This is a genomic window from Rahnella victoriana, from assembly GCF_004330295.1.
Taxonomy (GTDB): Bacteria; Pseudomonadota; Gammaproteobacteria; order Enterobacterales; family Enterobacteriaceae; genus Rahnella; species Rahnella victoriana.
The window spans coordinates 1-1,304 of sequence record NZ_SJOJ01000063.1; the positions used below are offsets into that span (position 1 = coordinate 1).

General features: G+C 58.1%; 1 protein-coding gene. It reads right to left on the reverse strand.

Translation table 11 applies throughout. The features are described 5' to 3' along the window. Positions 1–105: 105 nt before the first annotated feature. A partial coding sequence (hutU, locus tag EYY67_RS24260; RefSeq protein WP_341352878.1) for a urocanate hydratase occupies positions 106–1,304 on the reverse strand: 1,199 nt, incomplete at its 5' end.

Genomic DNA, 1,304 nt, shown 5'->3' on the forward strand with positions numbered 1-1,304 from the left:
CCCCAACCCTCCCCTTCGCAGGGGAGGGAGTTTCTCGGTTGCCGATAAGGAAACAGATCCTTAGGCCATAACAGACACGCAGCGATAAGCCACACCTAAGGCAAGTCAGATCATCGGCAGATTCAAATGATTCCGTTCTGCACACGCCTGCGCCTGATCATACCCCGCATCGGCATGGCGCATCACGCCGGTGGCCGGATCGTTCCACAGCACGCGTTCAAGGCGGGCATCGGCTTCGGGCGTGCCGTCCGCCACAATCACCATGCCTGCATGCTGTGAAAAGCCCATACCGACGCCGCCGCCATGATGCAGACTGACCCACGTCGCGCCGCCTGCGGTGTTGAGCAAGGCATTGAGCAGTGGCCAGTCGGACACCGCGTCGGAGCCGTCTTTCATGGCTTCGGTTTCACGGTTCGGGGAAGCCACAGAGCCGGTATCCAGATGATCACGGCCAATCACCACCGGCGCTTTCAGCTCGCCGTTGCGCACCATTTCATTGAATGCCAGCCCGGCAAGATGACGCTCGCCCAGCCCCAGCCAGCAGATACGCGCCGGTAATCCCTGGAAGGCAATACGTTCGCGCGCAATGTCCAGCCAGTTGATCAGATTCGCGTTATCCGGGAACAGTTCTTTCAGTTTGGCGTCGGTTTTATAGATATCCTCCGGGTCGCCGGAGAGCGCCACCCAGCGGAACGGGCCTTTACCTTCGCAGAACAGCGGACGGATATAAGCAGGCACAAAACCCGGAAAATCAAAGGCATTCGTCACCCCTTCATCTTTGGCAACCTGTCGGATGTTATTGCCGTAATCCACTGTCGGGATACCCATCGCATGGAAATCCAGCATCGCCTGAACGTGTTTCGCCATCGACGCCCGCGCGGCTTTTACCACCGACTGCGGATCAGACTGCCGCGCATCCTGCCATTTTTCGAGACTCCAGCCTTCCGGCAGATAGCCGTTCAGCGGGTCGTGGGCCGATGTCTGGTCAGTGACGATATCCGGACGCAGACCGCCTTGTTTGGCACGGGCGACCAGTTGCGGCATCAGTTGAGCGGCATTGCCCAGCAGCCCCACCGAAATGGCTTTCTTCTCTGCGCACGCTTTTTCGATCATGGTCAGCGCTTCATCAATGCTGTGCGCTTTGTAATCGAGATAACGGGTGCGCAGACGGAAATCAATACGCGATTCCTGACATTCAATGGCCAGCACACAGGCTCCGGCCAGCACGCCCGCCAGCTTTACATCGAAATGCTCAAAGGCGGCTATACACAGGTGGCGGAATTCCACTATCTGCATAACGACAT